General features: G+C 70.7%; 16 protein-coding genes. 13 read left to right on the top strand and 3 right to left on the bottom strand.

Going from position 1 to position 16,977, the window contains the following annotated elements:
- Positions 1-47: 47 nt before the first annotated feature.
- The 12 genes from ACZOOI_RS21985 (at position 48) to ACZOOI_RS22040 (ending at position 14,400) form a co-directional block, all read left to right on the top strand.
- Complete coding sequence (locus ACZOOI_RS21985; protein ID WP_465277430.1) at positions 48-1,328, top strand: MFS transporter; 1,281 nt, start codon at positions 48-50, stop codon at positions 1,326-1,328.
- Positions 1,318-2,367 carry a TolB-like translocation protein gene (locus tag ACZOOI_RS21990; protein WP_465277431.1) on the top strand — a complete coding sequence of 350 codons (1,050 nt, stop codon included), beginning with the start codon at positions 1,318-1,320 and terminating at the stop codon, positions 2,365-2,367. Before ACZOOI_RS21985 ends, ACZOOI_RS21990 begins: the two co-directional genes overlap by 11 nt.
- A 376-nt stretch (positions 2,368-2,743) precedes the next feature.
- Positions 2,744-3,307 (top strand): phosphatase PAP2 family protein, encoded by a 564-nt coding sequence (locus ACZOOI_RS21995; protein WP_391582570.1) that lies wholly within the window; start codon positions 2,744-2,746, stop codon positions 3,305-3,307.
- A gap of 3 nt (positions 3,308-3,310) precedes the next feature.
- The gene (locus ACZOOI_RS22000) at positions 3,311-4,285 is read left to right on the top strand and encodes a decaprenyl-phosphate phosphoribosyltransferase (protein ID WP_465277432.1); all 975 of its coding nucleotides are present in this window, start codon (positions 3,311-3,313) and stop codon (positions 4,283-4,285) included.
- Positions 4,278-5,663, top strand: a complete 1,386-nt coding sequence (locus ACZOOI_RS22005) for an FAD-binding protein (protein WP_465277433.1) — start codon at positions 4,278-4,280, stop codon at positions 5,661-5,663. The genes ACZOOI_RS22000 and ACZOOI_RS22005 overlap by 8 nt, the downstream gene beginning before the upstream one ends.
- A 48-nt stretch (positions 5,664-5,711) precedes the next feature.
- The gene (locus tag ACZOOI_RS22010; protein WP_465277434.1) at positions 5,712-6,467 is read left to right on the top strand and encodes a decaprenylphospho-beta-D-erythro-pentofuranosid-2-ulose 2-reductase; all 756 of its coding nucleotides are present in this window, start codon (positions 5,712-5,714) and stop codon (positions 6,465-6,467) included.
- A 185-nt stretch (positions 6,468-6,652) separates the two neighbouring features.
- Positions 6,653-7,252 (top strand): dephospho-CoA kinase, encoded by a 600-nt coding sequence (gene coaE, locus ACZOOI_RS22015; RefSeq protein ID WP_465277435.1) that lies wholly within the window; start codon positions 6,653-6,655, stop codon positions 7,250-7,252.
- Between the two features lie 219 nt (positions 7,253-7,471).
- Positions 7,472-9,550, top strand: a complete 2,079-nt coding sequence (uvrB, locus tag ACZOOI_RS22020) for an excinuclease ABC subunit UvrB (protein WP_391582565.1) — start codon at positions 7,472-7,474, stop codon at positions 9,548-9,550.
- Between the two features lie 213 nt (positions 9,551-9,763).
- Complete coding sequence (locus ACZOOI_RS22025; protein ID WP_391582564.1) at positions 9,764-10,336, top strand: TerD family protein; 573 nt, start codon at positions 9,764-9,766, stop codon at positions 10,334-10,336.
- Positions 10,337-10,440: 104 nt separating this feature from the next.
- On the top strand, positions 10,441-12,195 hold the full coding sequence (locus ACZOOI_RS22030; protein ID WP_465277436.1) for a TerD family protein: 1,755 nt from the start codon (positions 10,441-10,443) through the stop codon (positions 12,193-12,195).
- A 382-nt stretch (positions 12,196-12,577) separates the two neighbouring features.
- Positions 12,578-13,234 carry a 3'-5' exonuclease gene (locus ACZOOI_RS22035; RefSeq protein WP_465277437.1) on the top strand — a complete coding sequence of 219 codons (657 nt, stop codon included), beginning with the start codon at positions 12,578-12,580 and terminating at the stop codon, positions 13,232-13,234.
- Positions 13,235-13,410: 176 nt separating this feature from the next.
- The gene (locus ACZOOI_RS22040; RefSeq protein WP_396005688.1) at positions 13,411-14,400 is read left to right on the top strand and encodes a TerC family protein; all 990 of its coding nucleotides are present in this window, start codon (positions 13,411-13,413) and stop codon (positions 14,398-14,400) included.
- Here ACZOOI_RS22040 and ACZOOI_RS22045 read toward each other — a convergent pair.
- Positions 14,397-14,558, bottom strand: a complete 162-nt coding sequence (locus tag ACZOOI_RS22045; RefSeq protein WP_465277438.1) for a hypothetical protein — start codon at positions 14,556-14,558, stop codon at positions 14,397-14,399. The genes ACZOOI_RS22040 and ACZOOI_RS22045 overlap by 4 nt on opposite strands.
- Before the next feature lie 125 nt (positions 14,559-14,683).
- Here ACZOOI_RS22045 and ACZOOI_RS22050 point away from each other — a divergent pair, with 125 nt between their 5' ends.
- Entirely contained in the window at positions 14,684-15,241 is a 558-nt protein-coding gene (locus tag ACZOOI_RS22050; protein ID WP_465277439.1) for a CGNR zinc finger domain-containing protein, read from the top strand.
- Positions 15,242-15,272: 31 nt separating this feature from the next.
- Here the strand turns inward: ACZOOI_RS22050 and ACZOOI_RS22055 are convergent, their stop codons facing one another.
- Together ACZOOI_RS22055 and ACZOOI_RS22060 are read right to left on the bottom strand one after the other, a co-directional pair.
- Positions 15,273-15,929 (bottom strand): MBL fold metallo-hydrolase, encoded by a 657-nt coding sequence (locus tag ACZOOI_RS22055; RefSeq protein WP_396005690.1) that lies wholly within the window; start codon positions 15,927-15,929, stop codon positions 15,273-15,275.
- 70 nt (positions 15,930-15,999) lie between these two features.
- Positions 16,000-16,734 carry a maleylpyruvate isomerase family mycothiol-dependent enzyme gene (locus tag ACZOOI_RS22060; protein ID WP_465277440.1) on the bottom strand — a complete coding sequence of 245 codons (735 nt, stop codon included), beginning with the start codon at positions 16,732-16,734 and terminating at the stop codon, positions 16,000-16,002.
- Positions 16,735-16,977 lie beyond the last annotated feature (243 nt).

Below are 16,977 nucleotides of genomic sequence, written 5' to 3' on the forward strand. Positions count from 1 at the left end.
CCCGGGGTCGGGGGGCGGTTACACGGCAGCCGGGGGAGGGTGCGGGGGTGTACCTCTCGTCGGGTCGTCCGGAAGCGACGAGCGAGGCGGCTTGCGAGCGGCCCGCGTCGGGAGCCGGCGCGGTGGTCACCGGCAACGTGATCGCGCTCGGCATGGTCAGCCTGGTCACCGACGTCTCCTCGGAGATGGTCACCGCCGTGATGCCGGTCTACCTGGTCACCGGACTCGGCCTGACCATGCTGCAATTCGGCTTCCTGGACGGCCTGTACTCCGGCGTCACGGTCTTCCTGCGGCTGGTCGGCGGGCACCTCGCCGACCGGTTCGCCGCGCGCAAGCAGGTTGCCGTGGCCGGCTACGGGATGTCCGCGGTCGCCAAGCTCGGACTGCCGCTCGTCGGTGCCTCGGTGCCGGGCATCGGCGCGGTGCTGGCGGCCGACCGGGCGGGCAAGGGGCTGCGCACCGCACCCCGGGACGCGCTCATCTCGCTCTCCGGCAGCCCGCAGGCGCAGGGGCGTGCCTTCGGCGTGCACCGTGCGCTGGACACCGTCGGCGCGTTCACCGGGCCGCTCGTGGCGTTCGCCATCCTGGCCGCGGTGGGCACCGCCTACGACGCGGTGTTCGTGGTGAGCTTCTGCGTCGGCCTGGTCGGTGTCGCGATGCTGGTGCTGTTCGTACGCGACCACCGCGATCCGATCGAGCAGCGGCCCGGATGGCGGGACGGGCTGCGGCTGCTGCGGGATCGGCCCTATCGCCGGTTGTGCGCGGTCGCGGCCGTGCTCGGTCTGGTCACGGTCAGCGACGCCTTCGTCTACCTGCTGCTCCAGCACCGACTGGAGATCGAGCCGCACTGGTTCCCGCTGCTCCCGCTGGGCACCGCCGGGGTCTACCTGGTGCTCGCGCTGCCGCTGGGCAGGCTCGCCGACCGGGTGGGCCGGCGGCGGGTGTTCCTGGCCGGGCACGGCGTGCTGCTCGCGGCGTACCTGCTGCTGGGCGGTCCGCTCGGCGGGGTCGGATTGCTGATCTCGGTGCTCGCGCTGCACGGGGTGTTCTACGCGGCCACCGACGGCGTGCTCTCGGCGGCGGTCGGTGCGCGGGTACCGGCGTCGGGCCGGGCGGGCGGGCTGGCGGTCGTGCAGACCGGGCAGGCCGCGGGTCGGTTCGCCTCCTCGATGATCTTCGGCGCGCTGTGGACCGGGTGGGGTCCGGCCGGCGCGATCCGGATCCTGGCCATCGCACTCGCGGTGGCCCTGCTCGGCTCCGCGCTCGCCCTCGCGGGCGGCCGGATGCGCGCGGCACGCCGGGTCGAGGAGGTGCCCGATGTCCGTTGACGCACCGGTGAAACCGGCCCTGACCAGGGCGCGGATCCTGATCTTCGGGCTGGTTGTGATCCTGCTCGCGGGGATCGCGATCGCATACACGGTCTACGCGGTCAAGCGCGAGGACGACCGGCTGCACGGCGGCTCGGGCACCGCGCCGGGCGGGCCGCCGCTGACCCTGGTCGGGGCGCCGCGACTGCTGTTCCGCAGCACCGAGTCGGGCTCGGGGTACGGCCGGCTGGCCACCGTCGCGGCCGACGATCCCGGTGGGCCGCGCACGGTGGGCGAGCGCTCCTGTGATCGGGTCCACGCGGCCGGCGGCACCGCGGTGTGCCTGGCCACCGAGGGCGGGATCACCCGGACCAACGTGGCGCTGGTCCTGGACGCGAACCTGCGCCAGGTGCGCCGGGTCGAATTGGCGGGCACGCCCAACCGGGCGCGCGTGTCGGCCTCGGGGCGGATGGCCTCGTGGACGGTGTTCGTCTACGGCGACTCGTACGCGTCGATGACGTTCTCCACCCGGACCTCGATCCTGGACACGCACACCGGTGTCATGGCGGCGAACCTGGAGGACTTCACCACCACCCGGGACGGCAAGGAACTCAAGTCGCCCGATCGCAACTTCTGGGGCGTCACCTTCACCGCCGACGACAACACGTTCTACGCCACGCTGTCCACCAACACCTCCGGCCGCACCTACCTGGTCCGCGGCGACCTGCGCTCCCGCACCATGACGGTGCTGCGGGAGAACGTCGAGTGCCCCTCGTTGTCCCCGGACGGCACCCGCCTGGTGTTCAAGAAGAAGGTCTCGCAGAGCACCCGCAACCCGTGGCGCCTGCACGTGCTCGACCTGGCGACGATGCGCGAGACCCCGCTCGCGGAGACCCGCAGCGTGGACGACCAGGCGGTCTGGCTGGACGAGCGCACGGTCGGCTACGCGCTGGCGACCGGGGCGGGCGCGGCCACCGACGTGTGGTCGGTTCCGGCCGACGGGAGCGGCGCGCCGGCGCGCATCGTGGCGGGCGGGTTCTCCCCGGCGCCGCTGCGCTGACCGCCCCCGCGTGGGTGCCGAGTCCGCTCCCAGGACGCGCTTGTGCATCGGCCCGGCATCGCGCAGGCTGCGGGTCTGCCACAGTTCCGTCACGAAAGGCCGCCCGGCGCACGGGCGCTGCCACCCGTTTGACAACGTCTGACCAGGAACGAAGAGGTATCGCGCGAGCGCGGTCACCGCGCGTCGGGGGCGGTGGTCGCCGGGCCGGCTCGGCGAAGGGCCCATGCTCGGTTCGCGTACCCTGACTCATTGGTGCCATGCGCCGGGCTCGTATGGAAGTGGCCCGTGTGGCGGTCGGGACGACCGCCGAAGCACGCAGGCCCCCGGACTTCGGGGCAGGGCGCCCATTCGACGTGCAGCAGGAATGAGGGTATCGATGGCCTTTGGTGGGGCGTTCGCCACCGGGCAGGTAGTCAAGACGGTCGGCGCGTCCGACGTCGCCCTGTACCGCGGAGTACGCGGACGCACCGGTCATCCGGTCGTCCAGCGCACGAGCAAGGCGCTGTCGTTCGCCGGCGAGCACGCGGGTGTGTGGCTCGCGGCCGGCCTGGTCGGCGCGGCCGTGGACCGCGATCGTCGGCACGAGTGGCTGCGTGCCACCGCCACGGTCGCCGGCGCGCACGCGGCCAGCATGGTGGTCAAGCGCGTCGTGCGCCGTCCGCGGCCTGCCATACCGGGCCTGGAGCCGACGGTGCGCACCGCGGGCCGACACAGCTTCCCGTCCTCGCACTCGGTGTCCTCCGCCGCCGCCGCCGTGGCGTTCCATGGCCTGTTGCCCACCGCGGTCACGGGTACGGCCGCCGCTGCGACGTGTTTCTCGCGGCTCGTCGTGGGCGTCCACTATCCGTCCGACGTGGCCGCCGGCGCGACCATGGGTCTCGCCGCCGGCGGCTTGGGTCGAGCCTGGGCCCGTCGCGCACAGCGTCCGAAAGGGTTCTGAGTCTTGAGTACATCCGAAATCGAATCGCCGCTCGATGCGCGGGAGGCCGCGGTCGTCACCGCGACCTCGTCCGCGGTCGAGGCACCGACGCGGCCTCCGCGCGGTGGACTCGCGGGTGGCCTGCTGAAGTTGGCCCGGCCCAAGCAGTGGGTCAAGAACGTGCTCGTGTTCGCCGCGCCGCTCGCGGCCGGGCGGTTGGACGAGGGCTACGTCCTCGGCCACACCGCGATCATGTTCATGCTGTTCTGCCTGGCGGCTTCGGCGATCTACTACGTCAACGACGCGTTCGACGTCGAGGCCGACCGCGAGCACCCCACCAAGCGCAACCGCCCGATCGCCTCCGGCGTGGTGCCGGTCAAGCTGGCGTGGGTGCTGGGGCCGATCCTGGGCATCGCCGCGGTCGTCCTCGGCGTGTTGCTCTGCAACCCCGGGACCGCGCTCGTGCTGGGCCTGTACGTGGTGCTCAACGTCGCGTACTGCTTCTCGTTCAAGCACGTGGTGGTGCTGGACCTGGCCATGGTCGCCTCGGGCTTCCTGTTCCGGGCGATGGCCGGCGGTACCGCGTCCGAACTGCCGCTGTCGCGCTGGTTCCTGCTGACGGCGGGCTTCGGATCGTTGTTCATGGTCGCGGGCAAGCGCTACTCGGAGATGGTCCTGATGGGCGAGGAGGCGGCCAAGACGCGCGCCTCGCTGGCCAATTACTCGATCACCTACCTGCGCTTCGTGTGGCAGATGGCGGTCTCGGTGACGCTGCTCACCTACTCCCTGTGGGCATTCCAGATCCCCGAGGGCGATTCCACGCTGGCCTGGCACCAGTTGTCGCTGATCCCGTTCGGATTCGCGTTCCTGCGCTACGCCGTCTACGTCGACGCCGGAACCGCGGGATCCCCCGAGGACGTTCTTCTCAAGGACAAGGTCCTCGTCGGCCTTGGCTTCGCCTGGCTTCTCACCTTTGTTCTGGGAGTTTTCCATGTCTGACGGCCCGTCGGCCGACGCACGCCCCACCGCTCGGCGGGTAAGCCTGAACGGTTGGGGACGCACCGCCCCCTCCTTCGCCGACGTCGTGCGCCCCACCACCCGCGACCAGGTAGCGACCGCCCTGGGGCAACGCACCTCGCGCGGGGTGATCGCCCGCGGCCTGGGCCGCTCGTACGGCGACCCCGCACAGAACGCCGGCGGCACCGTCCTGGACATGACCGGCCTCGACCGCATCCTCGCGGTGGATCTGGAGCGCGGTCTGGTCACCTGCGAGGCCGGGGTGAGTCTGGACCGGCTGATCGAACTGTTCGTGCCGTTCGGCTTCTTCGTGCCGGTCACCCCGGGCACCCGGCAGGTCACCGTGGGCGGCGCGATCGGCGCGGACGTGCACGGGAAGAACCACCACGCGGACGGCAGCTTCTGCAACCACGTGTCGTCCATCGACATGTTGATGGCCGACGGCACCGAGCGCACGATCACCCCCGAGGGCGACCCGGAGCTGTTCTGGGCCACCGCCGGCGGCATGGGCCTGACCGGCCTGATCCTGTCCGCGACCATCCGGATGACGCCCATCGAGACCTCGCTCGCGTCGGTGGACACCGACCGGACGAAAAACCTCGACGAGGCCATGGCGCTGATGGCCGAGACGGACGAGAAGTACACCTACACCGTCGCGTGGCTGGACTGCCTGGCCAAGGGCGCCAACCTCGGCCGCTGCGTGCTCACCTGCGGCGAGTTCGCCGCGCTCGACGACCTGCCCGCGAAGAAGCGCCGGGACCCGCTGCGATTTCGCACCGGCTCGCTGCTGACCGTCCCGGACCTGGTGCCGGGTCGGCTGCCGAACAAGCTCACCATGGGCCTGTTCAACGAGCTGTGGTACCGCAAGGCGCCCAAGCACAAGGTCGGCCAACTGCAGTCGATCACCGGGTTCTTCCACCCACTGGACCTGGTCCAGGAATGGAACCGCGTCTACGGGCGGACCGGCTTCCTCCAGTACCAGTTCGTGGTGCCGTTCGGGCGCGAGGACGGGCTGGTCAAGGCGGTCGAGACGATCAGTGCGCACGGCGCGCCCTCCTCGCTCACGGTGCTCAAGCGCTTCGGACCCGGCAACGAGGGCTTCCTGTCCTTCCCCAAGCCGGGGTGGACGCTGACCCTCGACTTCCCGACCAACACGCCCGGCCTGGCCCGGCTGCTCAAGCAGCTCGACGAGATCGTGCTGACCAACGAGGGCCGGTTCTACCTCGCCAAGGACTCGCGGATGGACCCGGCCGACCTGGCCCGGATGTACCCGCGCCTGGAGCGGTTCCGCGAGGTGCGGGCCAAGGTCGACCCGGACGGGATCTTCGTCTCCGATCAGGCCCGCCGACTCGGGCTCTGACCCACCCCCCCTTTCGTCTTCTCGTGAACCACTTGTGAAGGACACACCGTGAAAGACGCCCTGGGCGCACCGCAGTCCCTGCTCGTTCTCGGCGGCACCTCCGAGATCGCGCTGACCACGGCTCGCGCGATGGTCGCCGAGCGGGTTCGGCGGGTCGTGCTCGCCGGCCGCCCCTCCGCCGCGCTGGACACGGCCGCCGAACAGCTGCGCGACCTCGGTGCGACGGTCGAGGTGGTCGGCTTCGACGCGGCCGAGACCGACGACCACGAGAAGACCATCGACGAGGTCTTCGCCGCCGGTGACATCGACGTCGTGCTGCTCGCCTTCGGCGTGCTGGGCGACCAGGACGCGGACGAGAAGTCCCCGGCCGCCGCCGCGCGCGTCGCGCAGGTCAACTACGTGGGCGGCGTCTCGGCCGGGCTGGCCGCGGCCAACGCGTTGTCCCGGCAGGGCCACGGCGCGCTCGCGGTGATCTCGTCGGTGGCCGGCGAGCGGGCCCGCAAGTCGAACTTCATCTACGGATCCACCAAGGCCGGCCTGGACGCGTTCGCCCAGGGCCTGGGCGACAAGCTGCACGGCACCGGCGTACACGTGATGGTCGTGCGGCCCGGCTTCGTGCGGACCAAGATGACCGAGGGCCTGCCGGACGCGCCGCTGGCCACCACGCCGGAGGTGGTCGCCGAGGCGATCGTCAAGGGCCTGCGCCGCAAGTCGTCGGTGGTCTGGGTCCCGGGCCAGTTCCGCTTCGTGATGTCCGCGCTGCGGCACGTGCCGCGGCCGATCTTCCGCAAGCTGAACATCTGACCCGCGGTCCGTACCCCCGACCCGCGGTTCGTCGCGGCCGAGCCCGTCCCGGTGTGTCCGGGGCGGGCTCGCGTGTGTGCGGGGCGGGCTCGCGTGTGTGCGGGAGGCGGCCCCTTCTACCCTGGGGTCGCCTGGCCTACCGTGGCCCGGTTCTGGTCCACCCGAAGACGTACGAGGGGCGCGGCATGGGCAGCAGGGGCAACGTCGGGCTCACCGGCGGCATCGGCGCGGGCAAGAGCGAGGTGGCGCGGCGGCTCGCCGAGCTGGGCGCGGTGGTGATCGACTCGGACCGGATCGCCCGCGAGGTAGTGGCTCCGGGCACGCCCGGGCTGGCGGCGGTGGTGGCGGAATTCGGCGAATCGGTGCTGCTGCCGGACGGCTCGCTGGACCGACCGGGCCTGGGCCGGATCGTCTTCGGGTCACCGGAGCGGTTGGCCGCGCTCAACGCGATCGTGCACCCCCTGGTCGGGGCCCGGGCCGCGGAGCTGACGGCGGCGGCCGGCGACGATGCGGTGCTGGTCAACGACGTGCCGCTGCTGGCCGAGAACGATCTGGCGAAGCTGTACGACCTGGTCGTGGTCGTGGACGCCTCCCCGCAGACCCAGCTCGACCGGCTGGTCCGCCTGCGGGGCATGCCGGAGGCCGACGCGCTCGCCCGCATGGGTGCGCAGGCGACTCGGGCCGAGCGGTTGGCGATCGCGGATGTGGTGATCGACAACGACGGGCCGCTTTCGGCGCTGGAGCCGCAGATTTTGGCTTTGTGGGAGCGGTTGACGGGCGACTGAGGCTGCGGTCGCGTTTTGGTGGGCTTTGGTTGGTGTACCCACCCGCTCCACCCGTTGCCTTGGGTGCGGAGGCTGCGGGTTTTCCGGCGGCGGGGCGGCCCGATCGGGCCCCGCGGCCTTGCGACGTGGCTGCGCTCGACGGCCGCCGGCACGTTACGACCTCGGACCGACAAGCGGCTTCCACGCCGCTTGTCGGTCCGGACCCGTAACGTGTATCTCGTGCGACCCATTACCGATCTCGAACGCAAAGTGGCGCCCTTCGAGGTCGTCAGTCCCTATCGGCCGTCCGGTGACCAGCCGCAGGCGATCGATCTTCTCGAACAGCGCGTCAATGCGGGCGACAAGAATGTGGTGTTGCTCGGTGCGACCGGCACCGGGAAGTCGGCGACGACCGCGTGGATGATCGAGCGGCTCCAGCGGCCGACCCTCGTCATGGCGCCCAACAAGACCCTCGCGGCCCAGCTCGCCAACGAGTTTCGTGAGCTGCTGCCCAACAACGCCGTCGAGTACTTCGTCTCGTACTACGACTACTACCAGCCCGAGGCGTACGTCCCGACCACGGACACCTACATCGAGAAGGACTCCTCGATCAACGAGGAGGTCGAGCGGCTGCGGCACTCGACCACCAACTCGCTGCTGACCCGCCGCGACGTGGTCGTGGTCGCGTCCGTGTCCTGCATCTACGGCCTCGGCACCCCGCAGGAGTACGTCGACCGGATGGTCCGGCTGCGAGTCGGCGAGGAGATCGAGCGCGACGCGCTGCTGCGCCGCTTCGTCGGCAACCAGTACACCCGCAACGACGTCGCGTTCACCCGCGGCACCTTCCGGGTGCGCGGCGACACGATCGAGATCTTCCCGGTGTACGAAGAGCTGGCCGTGCGGATCGAGATGTTCGGCGACGAGATCGAGTCGCTGATGACGCTGCACCCGCTCACCGGCGAGGTGGTCAGCGAGGACGACGAGCTGTACGTCTTCCCCGCCACCCACTACGTGGCCGGCCCCGAGCGCATGGAGCGTGCGGTCGCCGGGATCGAGCGGGAGCTGGAGGAGACGCTCGCCCGGATGGACAAGCAGGGCAAGGTGCTGGAGTCCCAGCGGCTGCGGATGCGGACCACGTACGACATCGAGATGCTCCGCCAGATCGGCACCTGCTCCGGCATCGAGAACTACTCGCGGCACATGGACGGCCGCGAGGCCGGCACCGCGCCGAACACGCTCCTCGACTACTTCCCCGAGGACTTCCTGCTGGTACTGGACGAGTCGCACGTGACCGTGCCGCAGATCGGCGCGATGTACGAGGGCGACGCGTCGCGCAAGCGCACGCTGGTCGAGCACGGCTTCCGGCTGCCGTCCGCGATGGACAACCGCCCGCTCAAGTGGGAGGAGTTCCTGGAGCGGGTCGGCCAGACGGTGTATCTGTCCGCGACCCCCGGCAAGTACGAGCTGGCCAAGGCGGACGCGGTGGTCGAGCAGATCATCCGCCCGACCGGCCTGATCGACCCCGAGGTCGTGGTCAAGCCGACCGAGGGCCAGATCGACGACCTGCTGCACGAGATCCGCACCCGGGCCGAGAAGGACGAGCGGGTCCTGGTCACCACGCTCACCAAGAAGATGTCCGAGGACCTCACGGACTATTTCCTGGAGCAGGGTGTGCGGGTGCGCTACCTGCACAGCGACATCGACACGCTGCGCCGGGTCGAGCTGCTGCGCGAGCTGCGGCTGGGCGAGTACGACGTGCTGGTCGGCATCAACCTGCTGCGCGAGGGCCTGGACCTGCCCGAGGTCTCGCTCGTGTCCATCCTGGACGCGGACAAGGAGGGCTTCCTGCGCTCGGGCACGTCGCTGATCCAGACCATCGGCCGTGCGGCGCGCAACGTGTCCGGCCAGGTGCACATGTACGCGGACAAGATCACCCCGTCGATGGCCAAGGCGATCGACGAGACCAACCGTCGCCGGGCCAAGCAGATCGCGTACAACACCGAGCGCGGCATCGACCCGCAGCCGCTGCGCAAGAAGATCGTGGACATCCTGGACTCGATCTCGCGCGAGGACGCGGACACCGCCGATCTGCTGGCCGGCAACAAGGGTCGGCAGAAGGCGCCGGTGCCCTCGCTGGGCAAGAAGGCGGCGACGGACAATCTGCCCGCGGCCGATCTCGCGGACATGATCCGGGTGATGACCGAGCAGATGCACGCCGCGGCCTCCGAACTGCAATTCGAACTGGCCGCGCGGTTGCGCGACGAGGTCGGGGAGCTGAAGAAGGAGCTTCGCGGGATGAAGGCCGCGGGCATCGCGTAGCACGATGTCCGGGACGGATCACGGACATGAGGGAACGGCCTGCGAAGTCCGTACGTCTTGACCGGTAGGTTCGTGATCCTGAATGTCACCGAGGGGGCTCGCCGGGACACCGGCGACTCCCGAGGACTACTCTGCGGCCAGTGTGGGCCCGCCCCGACCACGGGGCGGCGTTCGCGAGCCGCGTGACCAAATCTGTGAGGGGAGACGTCACCAGTGGCCGTCAACATGTCCAAGGGCCAGAGGATTTCACTCGACAAGCCGGGTGGTGGCGAGCTGACCATGGTCCGGATGGGCCTGGGATGGGACGCCATCAAGCGCCGCGGCCTGTTCGGCAGCCGGGAGAAGGAGGTCGACCTCGACGCGTCGTGTGTGCTCTTCGCCGAGAACCAGCCGGTCGACGTCTGCTACTTCGGCCAGCTCACCAGCAAGGACGGGTCCGTTCGCCACACTGGCGACAACCTGACCGGGCACGGTGACGGCGACGACGAGTCGATCCTCGTGGACCTGTCCCGCGTGCCGGTGCACGTGGACCAGATCATCTTCACGGTCAGCTCGTTCCAGGGGCAGACCTTCCAGGAGATCGAGAACGCGTTCTGCCGGATCGTGGACGAGACCACGAACACCGAGCTGGCGCGCTACACGCTCTCCGGCGGTGGCAACTACACCGGCCAGATCATGGCCAAGCTCTACCGGCACGGCACCGCCTGGAAGATGGCCGCGATCGGCGAGCCCGCGCACGGGCAGACCCTGCGCGACCTGCTCCCGGCTCTGATGGCGCACCTGTAGGACGCACAACCAAACATGGTGAGCGGGCCGGGACGGGCGGACCACGCCTCCCGGCCCGCTCGCGCGGGGTCCGTCCCGGCGGGGCGGGGAGGGGACGAACGCACGTGAGCACCGAACTGGTACGGGGTCAGAACCTGGCACTGCCCGACACCCGGGTGGAGGTCGAGATCGCGGCACAATGCCCGGTCGAGCTGGTGGTGACCCTGGTGGGCGCCGACGATCGGGTCCGCGGCGACGACGACGTGATCCAGCGTGGCGGTGTCGACACCGTCGGGGTGACCATCCGGCAGGCCGGTGCGACCTTCGAGCTGGGCAGGCTGCCCGCCGAGATCGAGCGGGTGCTGGTCGGCGCGTCGCTGGAGGGCGGCGGCGTGGACCGGTTCGGCGTGGTCGCGGCGCCGGTGGTCACCGTGCGGGCCGGCGGCGAGGACCTGGCCACGTTCCGGATCACCGATCTGGGCAACGAGCGCGCGCTGCAGACCGTCGAGCTGTATCGACGCCAGGGCGCCTGGAAGGTGCGCGCCGTCGGGCAGGGCTACGAGGCCGGCCTGGAGGCGCTGCTCAAGGACGTCGGCGTGCAGAACCGGGCGCGAGTGGTGGACCGGGCGCGTACCGCGCTGGGCGGACCCGCCGCCGCGCCGTTCAGCGCCGCGAACGCGCCCACCGAACCGCGCGAGCCGGGCACCCCGCCGCGGGTGGACCAGAGCGGCGGCATGGCGTGGGCCGCGGCTCCGCCGGACGTCGAGCGCGAGGCCGCGCAGCGGGCCGCGCGGCGCGAGGTGGAGAAGCTGTACGAACAGGTCTGGGGCGTGTTCGAGGACGCGGCGCGATCGGCCGCCGCCTACCGATCGGCGATCGAGTACGCCGACGGTCGGTTGGACAAGGAGCTGGAAGGCGTCCTGAACGACCCCGCCGCGCGCTTCTCGCCCGCGGGGCTCGCCGCGCAGGACACCGCGCGTGATCGGCACCGGGCGCTGGCCGAGCAGGCCAAGGCCGTACTCGACAGGGACACCACACAGTTGGTCGGCGAGGTCGAGCAGCTGGAGCCGAACCTGCCGCCGGTGATGGCGCGTTGGGACAGCACGTCGTGGGCCGGTTGGCAGGCTCCCGAGGACGGGGCGCCGGCGATTCGGCTCGGCGACCTGCATCTGCCGGAGCGGCCGGAGCTGCGCGTGCCGATGGTGTTGCGGCTGCCGATGGATCGCGGGTTGTGGATCGACACCGGTGCGACCGGCCTGGAGGGCGAGCGGGGCAACGGCGCGGAGCGGGCCGACGAGCTCGCGGTGTCGCTGACCGCGCGGATGTTCGCGGCGTTCCCGGTGGGCGAGTTCAAGGTGCACGTGATCGACCCGGCGGGCAAGGGCACGGCTGCCGCGCCGTTGCAGCCGCTGGCGTCGTCCGGGCTGCTGGTGGGGCCGGTGGCCACCGACGCGGCCGACGTGTCCGCGCTGCTCGGGCGGATCCTGGACCGGATCGAGCTGGTGCGGATGGCGGTGGCCAACGACGCGGTGGACTCGCTGCCGAGCGACCTGGATCTGGCCCGACAGTTGTTGCTCGTGCACGACTTCCCGTTCGGCTTCGACGATCGCAGTGCGGCGCAGTTGCGGCACATCGTCGAGGAGGGGCCAAGGGTCGGGGTGCACGTGATCGTGGTGGGTTCGCGGGGCGACGCCGAGTCGTTCGGGCCGCTGCTGGATCCGTTGTGGCGGTCGTTGTTGCGGCTCACCGCGATTCCGGAGGACCACATCATGGACCCGTGGATCGGGCTGCCCTGGGTGTACACGGCGGACCTGCCCTCGGGCGGCGCGGAGGCCACACGGCAGTTGTTGTCCTGGGTCGCCGGCACGAACGGGCGCTGAGCACCGGCCTCCGGCCGGGCCGGAGTGATTCGGGCCGGCCGAGTGCCGGGGCTTGACCGGGTGACTCGTTTGGCCTCCGGCCGGGTCGAAGTGGGTTGGCTTGGCGGGGTGATGGTGCCGGGGTTCGGTGGGGCGTCGGCCTCCGGCCGGGTGGCCTCGAACGCCGGCCGGGTCGAAGTGGGTTGGCTCGGCGGGGTGATGGTGCCGGGGTTCGGTGGGGCATCGGCCTCCGGCCCGGTGGCCTCGAACGCCGGCCGGGCCGGGGTGGGGAGTCGCTCGAAGCGGGCAGTTCGTGGCAATGCGGGGAAAGTGGCGGGGCGGGGGTCATAGACTCTCGCCCCGTCGGTCGTGACCGAGGCGGCCGGGGGAGAGGGATGTCGCCTTGTTCGCCTATGCCGATCCCGTGCGCATGCTCGGGGTGCCCGCCGAGGTCGCTCGGACCGAATTCGCGGTCGTAGACCTGGAGACCACGGGGTTCTCGCCGGCCCGCGGGGATCGGATCGTGGAGGTGGGCGTGGTGCGCATCCGCGGCACCGGCGAGGTGCTGCGCGAATGGACCACGCTGCTGGATCCGGGCCGCTCGGTGGGCGCGAGCCACGTGCATCGGATCACCGCCGCCGACGTGCTGGGCGCGCCCCGATTCGCGCAGATCGCCGTCGAGTTGGCCGGACTGCTCGCGGGCGCCGTGGTGGTCGCCCACAACGCGTCCTTCGAGCAGCGTTTCCTGGAGGCCGAGTTCGTCGCGGCCGGCCTGGCGCCGCCGACGTTGCCCGCGCTGTGCACGATGAAGCTGGCGAAGGCGTCCGGGCTGCCGCTGGCCGACCACAAGCTCGGGACGTGTTGTGCGCACTTCGGGCTGACCTTCCCCGACGCGCACGCGGCGCTGGCCGATGCCCGGGTGACCGCGCGCCTGCTGCCGCTGCTGCTGGCCGGCCTGGGGACTCGCAGTCTGGGGCTGCCGGTGCCGCCCGCCCGGGCCCCGGAGCGGGCCGCCGCCCCCGTACTCAAGCCGCGCCGGGGGTTCGCCCCGGTGCGCTGACGGGCACCCGAGTGCTCCGAGCGGGCGGATGCGCGCAGGTCTTCTGACGACCTGTCACCAGGGTTTGGTAAAGGATCGCTTGGTGTTTCCTTTACCTTCTGGCATCCTGGAGGCAATCGGAGGGGTACATCCCCCCTCCGGCGTTGACGCGACCCCCCACGTCTGCCGGAGGCGCAGTGGACGTTTCACCCGTTGCCTGGATCCTGACCATCGTCGTGCTGTTGGCGCTGGTGGCAGTCGATCTGTTCCTCAATCGCAAACCGCACGAGGTCACCCTCAAGGAGGCGTCCCTCTGGGGCATCTTCTGGGTCGGTCTCGCCGTCCTGTTCGGAATCGGCCTGTGGGTCTTCTCCGGGTCGGCACCCGCCGGCGAGTTCTTCGCCGGCTTCATCACCGAGAAGTCGCTGAGCGTCGACAACCTGTTCGTGTTCGTACTGATCATGGGCAAGTTCGCGGTCCCGCCGCAGTACCAGCAGCGGGTGCTGCTGGTCGGCGTGCTGCTCGCGCTGGTGCTGCGCGGCATCTTCATCGCCGCGGGCGCCGCGGTCGTGGCCGCGTTCTCGTGGGTCTTCTTCATCTTCGGCGCGTTCCTGATCTGGACCGCGTGGAAGCTGATCAAGGAGGCCCGGTCGGACGAGGAGGAGGAGTTCGAGGAGAACGCCCTCCTGCGCAAGGTCGAGAAGGTGTTGCCGACCACCGACGGCTACCGCGACATGAAGCTCGTGGTGAAGGAGAACGGCAAGCGTTTCGTCACCCCGATGCTGATCGTGATGATCGCCGTCGGCACCACCGACGTGCTGTTCGCGCTGGACTCGATCCCGGCGATCTTCGGCCTCACCAAGGAGCCGTACATCGTCTTCACCGCGAACGCGTTCGCGTTGATGGGGCTGCGCCAGCTGTACTTCCTGATCGGCGGGCTGCTCAAGAAGCTCGTCTACCTGTCGTACGGCCTGTCGGTGATCCTCGGCTTCATCGGCGTCAAGCTGATCTTCGAGGCGCTGCACGGTCAGGGTGTGCACGTGCCGGAGATCGGCATTCCGCTCTCGCTCGGCGTGATCGTGGTGACCCTGGCGGTGACCACGGTGCTGAGCCTGCGCAAGACGAAGAAGGACGAGATCGCGGCGGCCGAGGAGGCCGCCAAGGCGGACCGGGACGCGAGCGTCTAACCCGGATACGGTACGGCCGGCGGCCCCTGGGCGAGGAGCACCTCGTGCGGGGGCCGCTGTGTCGTGCCGGGCCGCAGTCGCACGCCGACGCTGCCGCACAGGCAGCGGGTGTAGACGATTTCGCCCTGGGATGTGGAGTGCCGGGACAGTACGGTCATCCGCGGATCCTCGATCCGGCCGCAGGCATCGCACCGGGAAGCCATCGCGTTGCCCCCAAATTGGCTAGGGTAATGAGTGTTCTGGTGTAGCTCCTTACATACCTCGCAGCCTAGGTAAGGGTTCAATGGAAGTCAACGGTTACCGTAGTGACGGCGTCGGCGCTGCCGTGGCGATGGTCAACGCGTGGACGGGCGCGGACGGCTCGGCGCCGGACCTGGAGTCCGCGCGGGATGTGCTGCGAGCGTTCTCGTTCCTGGTCGAGGACCTGGACCAGGGGGCGCTCGAACCCCTGCTGGAGTGGGCCGGCGAGTTGCGCGCGTTCTTCGTGATCACCGACCTGGAGGAGGCCGTCGCGCACGTCAACGGCCTGCTGGCGCGGGTCGAGGTGCGGCCGCGGCTGGTGGATCACGGCTACGGGCTGCACCTGCACCACGCGCCTTCGGGGGTGCCGTTCGTGCAGCGCATGCGGATCAACACGGCGATGGGGCTGGCCAACCTGGTGGCCGACTACGGTGTGGGCCGGTCCGGCGTGTGCGCGGCGGCCGGTTGCGACCGGGCGTTCGCGGACACCTCCCGCAACGGCCGCAAACGCTACTGCTCGGACGCGTGCGCCAACCGCGCCAACGTGGCCGCGCACCGGGCCCGCCGCAGGGCGGCCGCACCGAGCGCCGGTCGGGCCTGAGCGGGCCGGACCGACACTCGGCGGGCTCGGATCACCAGCGGCGTTCGCGCCACTCGGCCAGGGCGGGGCGCTCGGCGCCCAGGGTCGTGTCGTTGCCGTGGCCCGGGTAGACCCAGGTCTCGTCCGGGAGCGGGTCGAAGAGCTTGTGTTCGACGTCGTCGATCAGCCGATCGAAGGCGGCCGGGTCGCCGAAGGTGTTGCCCACCCCGCCGGGGAACAGGCAGTCGCCGGTGAACAGGTGCGGGTGGCCCTTGGGGTCGTCGTACAGCAGCGCGATGCTGCCCTCGGTGTGGCCCACCAGGTGGATGGCCCGCAGTTCGATCGCGCCGAAGGCGATCGTGTCGCCGTCGTCCACGAGGACGTCGGTGGGCACCGGGATGGCCTCGGCGTCGGCGCGCCCGGCCAGGGTGGTCGCGCCGGTGTGCGCGACCACCTCGGCGAGCGCCTGCCAGTGGTCCTGGTGTCGATGGGTGGTGACCACCTTCGCGAGGCCGCCGTCGCCCACCAGGGTGATCAGCGTGCCCGCGTCGTTGGCCGCGTCGATCAGCAACTGTTGATCGGTGGCCCGACAGCGGAGCAGGTAGGCGTCGTTGTCGTAGGGCCCGACCGCCACCTTGCTGATCATCAGATTGGCCAGCTCGCGCACGGCCGGGGCGCCGCCGACCTTCACGGATCCGTGATACGTCATACGAGCCATCCTCCCCGTCCGCGGCCCCTCCCGGCTACCGACCGGCGCCGGCGGCGGCCACATCCACCCGCTACATCCACGCGGGCAACGGTGGCAGGCGGCCGAACGGCTCGACGATCAGGCCGTCGCCGTTGGTGCGGCCGATCAGCCACGCGAGCAGCGACTGACGGCGACCGGAGACGACCGCGGCGGGAGCCACGCCCTCCGGGCCGATCAACTGCTCGCGGTGGGTGATGTCGTCGCGCAGCAGCAGCGGCGGGCAGTCCGGCCGGCCGCGGAAGGAGGCGGCGACCTCGTTCAGCTCGCGCTCGGTGTACTCGGTCGGCCAATGCGCCGGTGTCCAGCCCGCATCCAGGTCGACGTGGTGGATGTACAGCTCGCGCAGTCGTCTGCCGGGCAGCGTCGTGGCGGCGATCTCGCCCGCGTTGCGCGCGGTGACCTTGGCGCCCCACGCGGTCGGCGTCATCGCGGTGAAGGCCTGGGCGAACCGGCCGGACGCGTCGTACAGGTCGGTGAGCTGCTCCTGGAGCGGCCGACCGGCGCCCTCCTCGATGGCCCGGTCGCGGGCGTCCCCCGGCGGGTACATCGGGGTCGGGACTCCGGTGCGGGCCCAGTTCAGCAGGTTGGTCAGGGCGTCCGCGTTGCGCGCGAGGTGGGTCAGCACATGGCCCCTGCTCCACCCGGGCAGCAACGACGGACCGGCCAGGTGCTCGGGCGTCAGCCGTTCCGCGGTCGCCAATACCTGCGCGGTCGCGTCGTTGATCTCCGCGAGCAGTGCGGCGGGGTCGAACCCGTCCGTGGTCACGCATACCTCCCCCGGATCGCCCCCGCCGCCGATTCGTGGGACGAGACGGGTCCCGGTGCGGCGAGGTCTTGGGGTTTCACCTTAGTGGCGCGGGCCGACCGGAGTGCCGGGGCCGAAGCTTCACACGATCGAGTGAAGAGAGACCCGGAGAAGTTTTGTTCGAATGAATGTGCGATAGCCTGGCGGCTCAAAGGGGAACAAAAACCTGCCGTGGGCTGCTTACGATGGCGCGAGGCACGAATC

Source organism: Embleya sp. L77 (assembly GCF_055557415.1).

Bases quoted from the DNA above. Each gene is read 5' to 3' on its own strand.
- ACZOOI_RS22050 (WP_465277439.1), top strand. From the start codon at position 14,684: ATGGAAGTCAACGGTTACCGTAGTGACGGCGTCGGCGCTGCCGTGGCG.
- ACZOOI_RS21995 (WP_391582570.1), top strand. From the start codon at position 2,744: ATGGCCTTTGGTGGGGCGTTCGCCACCGGGCAGGTAGTCAAGACGGTC.
- ACZOOI_RS22005 (WP_465277433.1), top strand. From the start codon at position 4,278: ATGTCTGACGGCCCGTCGGCCGACGCACGCCCCACCGCTCGGCGGGTA.
- ACZOOI_RS21990 (WP_465277431.1), top strand. From the start codon at position 1,318: ATGTCCGTTGACGCACCGGTGAAACCGGCCCTGACCAGGGCGCGGATC.
- ACZOOI_RS22045 (WP_465277438.1), bottom strand. From the start codon at position 14,558: ATGACCGTACTGTCCCGGCACTCCACATCCCAGGGCGAAATCGTCTAC.
- ACZOOI_RS22055 (WP_396005690.1), bottom strand. From the start codon at position 15,929: ATGACGTATCACGGATCCGTGAAGGTCGGCGGCGCCCCGGCCGTGCGC.
- coaE (WP_465277435.1), top strand. From the start codon at position 6,653: ATGGGCAGCAGGGGCAACGTCGGGCTCACCGGCGGCATCGGCGCGGGC.